This window comes from Microbacterium sp. HMWF026, assembly GCF_003061325.1.
Lineage (GTDB): Bacteria > Actinomycetota > Actinomycetes > Actinomycetales > Microbacteriaceae > Microbacterium > Microbacterium testaceum_E.
Window position 1 is genome coordinate 699 of sequence record NZ_QAJB01000439.1, and the last position, 407, is coordinate 1105.

A 407-nucleotide genomic window follows, 5' to 3' on the forward strand; every position below is an offset into this window, starting at 1 on the left:
TGAAGGGCGTGTCGACGAGATCGAGGCCGGTGTTGCGCGCGGCGCCGAGGCCGCGCTGGGTCTCGTGGCGCACGACGCGGAAACGCGGGTCGTCCGCCTCGGCGTCGGCGAACAGGCGGGTGGTGTCGTCGGTGGAGGCGTCGTCGACGAGGATGGCCTTCCAGTGCCGGTGCGTCTGCCGCCGCAGCGACTCCAGCGCCTCGTCGGCGTAGGCCGCGACGTCGAAACCGGGGATGATGACGGTGACGTCGGTGGTGCTCACCCGCGCGATCCTACGGCGGTGACGGCGTCGACGACCGCATCCGCTACGGGATTGAGGGATGCCGTCAGCGTCCGCGGCAGCGTGAACCGTACGGCCGTGCGGGCCTCGTCGTGGTCCACGCCCACCGCCAGCAGCACGTGCGAGG

General features: G+C 72.0%; 1 protein-coding gene. It reads right to left on the reverse strand.

Annotation, left to right across the window (positions count from 1 at the left end):
- Window positions 1-262, reverse strand: a 262-nt coding sequence (locus DBR36_RS18655; RefSeq protein ID WP_258222923.1) for a glycosyltransferase, incomplete at its 3' end; no start/stop codon positions are given.
- Window positions 263-407: the final 145 nt, after the last annotated feature.